This is a genomic window from Sulfurimonas sp., assembly GCF_027056685.1.
Classification (GTDB): Bacteria; Campylobacterota; Campylobacteria; order Campylobacterales; family Sulfurimonadaceae; genus Sulfurimonas.
The window spans coordinates 1-6,292 of the sequence record NZ_JALUKE010000245.1 but is presented as its reverse complement, the minus strand read 5'-3'; the positions used below and the strand labels follow the sequence as shown (position 1 = coordinate 6,292).

Annotated in this window: 7 protein-coding genes and 1 pseudogene; 4 read left to right on the top strand and 4 right to left on the bottom strand. The window is 36.6% G+C overall.

Annotation, left to right across the window (positions count from 1 at the left end):
- From MVY38_RS10805 to MVY38_RS11060, 4 genes and pseudogenes are all read left to right on the top strand, one after another.
- Positions 1-1,111: methyl-accepting chemotaxis protein (locus MVY38_RS10805; RefSeq protein ID WP_297486129.1), on the top strand; the 1,111-nt coding region annotated here is incomplete at its 5' end.
- A gap of 185 nt (positions 1,112-1,296) precedes the next feature.
- The gene (locus MVY38_RS10800) at positions 1,297-2,808 is read left to right on the top strand and encodes a B12-binding domain-containing radical SAM protein (RefSeq protein WP_297486126.1); all 1,512 of its coding nucleotides are present in this window, start codon (positions 1,297-1,299) and stop codon (positions 2,806-2,808) included.
- 57 nt (positions 2,809-2,865) lie between these two features.
- A pseudogene (locus MVY38_RS11065) lies at positions 2,866-3,627 on the top strand (methyl-accepting chemotaxis protein); the annotation flags it as partial.
- On the top strand, positions 3,625-3,948 hold the full coding sequence (locus MVY38_RS11060) for a CZB domain-containing protein (RefSeq protein WP_366939801.1): 324 nt from the start codon (positions 3,625-3,627) through the stop codon (positions 3,946-3,948). The pseudogene MVY38_RS11065 and the gene MVY38_RS11060, both read left to right, overlap by 3 nt.
- Before the next feature lie 18 nt (positions 3,949-3,966).
- On the opposite strand, the gene MVY38_RS10790 is transcribed toward MVY38_RS11060, so the two are convergent.
- The 4 genes from MVY38_RS10790 to MVY38_RS10775 form a co-directional block, all read right to left on the bottom strand.
- Positions 3,967-4,413: a hypothetical protein gene (locus MVY38_RS10790; RefSeq protein ID WP_297486125.1), complete on the bottom strand. Its 447-nt coding sequence runs from the start codon at positions 4,411-4,413 to the stop codon at positions 3,967-3,969.
- A gap of 33 nt (positions 4,414-4,446) precedes the next feature.
- A complete protein-coding gene (locus tag MVY38_RS10785; protein WP_297486123.1) occupies positions 4,447-4,878 on the bottom strand; it encodes an isoprenylcysteine carboxylmethyltransferase family protein in 432 nt (143 codons plus the stop codon).
- 8 nt (positions 4,879-4,886) lie between these two features.
- On the bottom strand, positions 4,887-5,642 hold the full coding sequence (locus MVY38_RS10780) for a metal ABC transporter permease (RefSeq protein WP_297486121.1): 756 nt from the start codon (positions 5,640-5,642) through the stop codon (positions 4,887-4,889).
- Positions 5,633-6,292 (bottom strand): metal ABC transporter substrate-binding protein (locus tag MVY38_RS10775; protein WP_297486119.1); only part of this gene is annotated, 660 nt, incomplete at its 5' end. The genes MVY38_RS10775 and MVY38_RS10780, both read right to left, overlap by 10 nt.

Below are 6,292 nucleotides of genomic sequence, written 5' to 3'. Positions count from 1 at the left end.
TACAACTACCATCGAAGCAGCTTCAAATGGTAAAACATATAGAGTTGCCTTTCCACAGGGTCTTCATGGAATTTATCACTATGCATCTTCAAAAGTTAATGCTGCCATTACTTCCATTGCAAGCGGATATGAGACAAAAATGCTCGGTGAACTCTCTGCAAACTTTACAAGACTGGGTGGTGGTGTAGCGAGAGGGCTTGGGATTTTACAAACAGACCTCCTGCAATCTTCTGATAATGCAGAAGCTATTGTTGATGTATCGGCACAAACAGCAGATCAGGCAGCTGAAAATCTTTCTAATGTTGTAGATATTACACAAAGACTCTCTACTCTCGTTGAGCTCATTGCCTCTTCTCATGAGGGAATTATTAGCCTTGAGGGGCGCTCTCGTGAGATTTCTGAAGTTATAGGGCTCATTAAAGATATTGCAGACCAGACAAACCTTCTTGCACTAAACGCAGCCATAGAGGCAGCGCGTGCAGGTGAACATGGTCGTGGCTTTGCCGTAGTTGCTGATGAGGTGCGTAAACTTGCAGAGCGCACACAAAAAGCAACGAATGAGATAGAAATCACCATCTCAACCCTCCAACAAGAGGCAAACGATATGCGTGGCAACTCTGATGAAATAAGTAACATAGCACAGGAATCAAGCTCTGCCATCAATGAGTTTGAAAATGCCTTTACAGAGCTTAACTCTTTGGCAAAAGGTTCCAATACCGTTGCAATTAGACTCCAAAACCGTCTCTTTACAACCCTTGTCAAAGTCGATCACATTCTCTTTAAGTCAAATGCCTACTCTTCAGTCCTTTCACAAAACAAAGATGCAAAGTTCCCTGACCACTACAACTGTCGTCTTGGAAAATGGTACCAAAATGCTGGTGCAGAACGCTTTGGAAAAACTCCATCATTTAAAGCAATGGATGCAAACCATGCAGTTGTACATAACAGCGTCTTTAAAAATATGGTTTTTGTTCATGATGGTACAGTTCTTAAGTATGACCATCCAAAACAGATTACACAAAACTTTACGGTTATGGAGGATGCATCCCTTAAACTATTTAGTGAGCTTGATGCAATGTTAGATGAATATGAGGAATTACGAGAGAAATAGGTGATATTTACCAAACATTAACTTATAATTATTATAATTTCAGCATCTCAATTATGTTTTCCCCCTTTCATAAGAAGAGATAAAATACTCCTATAAATTTTTAAAACAGCTGGGTTTTCCCCCTTTTTACTCTCAGCTGTTTTTCTTCCTAACTTTTTCATTCAAACTTATGCTAAACTTCCTTTATGAAAATTATTCTCTCTACACTTAACTCAAGATTTACTCATAGTGCCATTGGACTTCGTTATATTTATGCAAATATGCAGGAACTTCAAAGTAATACAACTATTTTAGAATTTAGCATTAATGATGCTATACAGACTATTGCCGAGAAGCTTTTACATAATGCTCCAGATGTCATAGGTCTTGGAGTTTATATTTGGAATGCTTCACATATTCGTGAGCTTATTCACATTCTCAAAAAAGTATCTCCTGAGACTATCGTTGTCCTTGGTGGTCCAGAAGTGACCTACTTGCCGTTTCGTGTCAATTATGATGATGCAGATTACATCATTCAAGGTGAGGGAGATTTAGCCTTTTACAACTTATGCAAAAACATCATCTCAAAAACGCCACAAGAGCGTATAAGCAGAATGAGCCTGCCAAATCTAAAAGAGATAAAACTTCCTTACAAATACTACACAGATGATGACATCAAAAACCGTTACATTTATGTAGAAATTTCTCGAGGTTGCCCCTTTGAGTGTGAGTTTTGTCTCTCTTCTATGGATGAAAAGGTGCGTGCTTTTAATCTTGATGAAGTGCTTCATGAGTTTGAAATACTTTGGCAAAGAGGTGCTAGAAACTTTAAATTTGTCGATAGAACTTTTAACTTAAATATGAAATCTGCTAACAAAATTTTAGACTTCTTTTTAGACAAAGAGCCACCCTATTTTGCTCACTTTGAAGTTATCCCTGACCATTTTCCAGCATCACTAAGAGAGAAAATCCAACGATTTCCTCATGGAGCACTGCAACTTGAAATAGGCATACAAACGCTTAATCTTGAAATAGCAAACAACATCTCAAGACAACTTAAACTTGACAAAATAAAAGAGAACATTAAATTTTTAGAGAATGAAACGACAGCACATATCCACCTTGATTTAATAGTCGGACTCCCTGGGGAGAGTTTAGAGAGTTTTGGAAATAATCTTGATGAGTTGATGCAGATGAGTAGTTGTGAGATACAAATAGGCATACTTAAAAAGCTCTCAGGAACGCACATCACACGCCATGACATCACACATGGTATGGTCTATAGCGATATTCCGCCTTATGATATTTTAAAAAATTCCAAGCTTAGTTTTGAAGATATTCAGATTATGAAACGCTTTTCACGATTTTGGGATTTGTTTTACAATAGCGGTAACTTTAAAAGCTCCCTGCATCTTCTTTGGGGTAAAGAGAGTGAAAAACCGCAGGTCTTTAAAAACTTTTATGCTTTTGGTTTGTGGATATATGAACAGACAGATTCTACTTGGAAAATCTCACTCCAAAGACAAGGGGAACTTCTTTTTGACTATCTTAGTGAAGTGAAAAGAGTGGAGATACAAACCATCGCAGATAAGATGCTTCATGATATGATGAAACTCAAAGGGCGTGCAATACCTGCCTACCTAAAACCCTATGCTACAAATTTTCAAGTAAATGCGAAACTAGGAAGTTCAGGTTTCAATAAAAGGCAAAACATTTAAGCTTGATATGTTAAAATATTTAAAATTAATATAATAGAAAAATTAAAGGGAGCGGTAATGTTTGGATGCAGCGCAAAGATAGAAAAGCTTGAAAAAGCATATAAAGAGAGGGTAAAAAGTCTTGAAGAGGAGAATGCGTCACTAAGAAATCAAATTCATCAGCTTCAGTCAAATCAAAATATCATAAAAACAGAAGATACACAAGATGACCGTCTTGAAAATATTATTATCAACAGTTACAGCAGTGGTACAAATTTCCTACAAGGAACCATAGAAGAAAACCTTGAGCAACTTGAAGAGATAAACGAACTTAATGCAAAAACAAATGACAGAATGATAAATGTCAATACTCAAACGCAAGAGATCTCTTCTACTATTGAAAACATTCAAGAGCATGCCAATACTCTTGGAGATGACGCGAACTCACTGAACGATAGCGTAATGTCAATTGCAGAAATCATTAACCTTATTAAAGATATTTCAGACCAGACAAATCTCCTTGCGCTAAACGCAGCTATAGAAGCAGCCCGTGCAGGTGAGCATGGTCGTGGATTTGCCGTGGTTGCCGATGAAGTAAGAAAACTTGCAGAGCGTACACAAAAAGCAACTCAAGAGGTAGAGATAAACATTAATGGTCTTAAGCAAAACTCTAACTCTATGATGGAGATCAGCAACACATTTGCCGATGAGACAGGCAAAGTAATGGAAATTCTCGATGTCTTTGGTGAAAACATCACTATGGTCGTACAAAACAGTAATGAGATAAAAGCAAAAACAGAAAACCTTACAAATGAGTTTAATGTAAGTAATGGAAAAATCGACCATATCGCACTCAAAATCATCGCTTACAAAGCTATTATGGCAAAAGAAGAAGTAAGCATTGCAGATGAAAATAGTTGTCGCTTTGGTAGATGGTTTACGCAAGTCTCATCAACCCTACTGAAAGGAAACTCACATATAGCAAGCATCTCAAAACATCATGCAACTGTTCATCAAGGTCTTAAAGCAGCGATGAAAGAGGCAAAACAGGGTGACTTGAATGCAGCGCTTAATACACTTGAAAAAGTAGAACATTCAAGTGAGGTAGGCTTTGAAGAGTTACTCACTGCCGTACAAGAAGCAACTGCAAAAAACAAATAGTTTACAAAAACTAAATGCTTAAACTCCTCTGGAGTTTAACCCCTTTGTAAGTGCATCATTTATCTCTTTGATGTACTCAGGATTTTTCTTCTCTAGCTCTTTATCAAAATCAATTATGAGGTCTTTATTTGTATTTGGATGCCTACATAGGCGCAATAGGACTTCTGCATATTTATCAAATTCAGGATTTGCTCTAATTCCTAATTTTGGTGCAATCGTGCCATGATATTTTAAAATAAGCGCAAGCGTCTCTTGAAGCTCTTGGGTAGTTGCTTGTCTGTTTCGCACAACTTTTATAAGAGTGTCCCAATCATATTTTGGTTTTGGTGGTCTTGGCGAAGTATAACTCTTTTTTTTCTTTTTTTTTTTACTTTTATTTTTAGATGTATAAATAAAAAACAAAAGCAATATAACAAGTATTGCGCTAAGCCCTGCTATTGATTTTACTAAAAGTACTATATCCATTATTTACTACTCCATGATTTTCTTGAGTATCTATTAAAAAACAAATGGTAAAAAACGCTTCGTTTTTTTCATATACTCAATATAAGCAGGAGTATGGCATTTCCAAAGGCTCTCTTCATAAAACATTTTTATAAACATAGTCACAAAAAGTAAAACATAGACAGCAAATTCATAGTATGTAAAGTAGATTACAGCAACACCAAACATAGCCACAAGAACAGAGAGATACATAGGATGGCGAATGTAAGCATAAATGCCTGTTGTCACAAGTTCACAGTTCTCTTTAATGGTAGGACGGATGTTAAAGTTACCACTTTTATGCTCATAAATTCCTAAAAGACCTATACCTACACCGACAAGAGTAATAAAAACCCCTACATAAGGATGCTGCGTTTGCGTGTCTAATGGTAAAATCATCAAAAAGATGAAAAAAAACTGTAACCCAACTAAAATCCTACTTATCATACGCTATCCTACTTTTTTATTGTTATTATACTTGAAAACACAACAAAAGTAAGTGAAGTCAGCACTGTTACGAAAATAATAGCATAGCCAGTAGGTAAATCAAGGTAATATGAGCCAATAAGTGCGAGTAAAACACCGAGTGAACCAAAGAGTGTTGCAAAGCCAAATGGTGGCATCTTTTTTTGCATAAGTCCTGCATACGAAGGCGCTATAAGCAGAGAAAAGACCACTAAAACACCTGCTGATTGCACCGATGATGTGACAGTTACAGCAAGCATAGTAAAAAAGGTAAACTCTTTTAGCGCTGCGTTTAAACGAGGATAAATAACAAACATAACAAACGCAACGCCTCCGTAAATTGCCAAACTCTTGTAGAGTTCATCACTAGAAGTAAAGAGAATATCTGCCGCACTTAGTTTTGAGAAAAGTTCTGTACCCTCCGCACTTTGCGCCAAAATAAGCATAATAGATGAAATGCCCAGTGCATACAAAAGCCCTATAAAGGCTTCTATTTTTTGCACTTTTTTTGTAGCCCAAGTAATGACGAGTGCTGCTAAAAAAGCAAACAAAAAGGTCATGGCACTTTGGTAGTGAGAGTGCATAAACGCAACACTTATTGCCATTCCAATAGCTGCAATTTGACCAATGGCGAGGTCAGTAAATATAACACCCCGTTTAATGATTTCAAGCCCAAAAACGGTGTGAATAAAGACCAAAGCTATGGCAAGCACAAAGGCTGGCCATAAAAGTTCTACTATTTGCATATTCTATTTGCTATTTTGTTATAAAACTCTTGAAGTGTTTTTGAACCATCAGCACCTAAATCATGAGGAATGATGGCAACTCTTGCACCTGTTTTATCTGCTATAAATTTCGCTGTTTTTCTCTCATGATAAACATCTTGTAAAATTGTTTTTACACCATTCTCACGCATAGTTTGAATGAGTGCTAAAGTATGTCTTGAACTTGGAGCGATTCCGGGAAGAGGCTCAATAGTACCATAACTTTTAATGTTGTACTGTTTCAAAAAGTAGTTAAATAGTTCATGATACTGTACTACTTTTTTGGTTTTACACATCTGCATATTTGCATCATATTTTGTAAGATATACTTGCCACTCTTTTGTAAAGTTTGCAAGATTTTTTTGATATGCCGATTCATGAGAAGGATCAATCTGAGCAAGTTTTTTCTCTATCGCTTTTGCCATAGTTAAAACAATATGTGGGTCACTAGAGTAGTGAGGATTTCCTTGTGCATGAATATCTCCAAATGCACGAGAGACAGAAGTAGGAACATCTATCATATGCACAAAGTGAGACATATCTAAAAAGCCTTTTGCTCCGTTTCTAATCTTAGGATTATTTGCGTTTCTTAAAAGTGGAGGCAACCAACCAAGCTCTAGCCCTCCCCCATT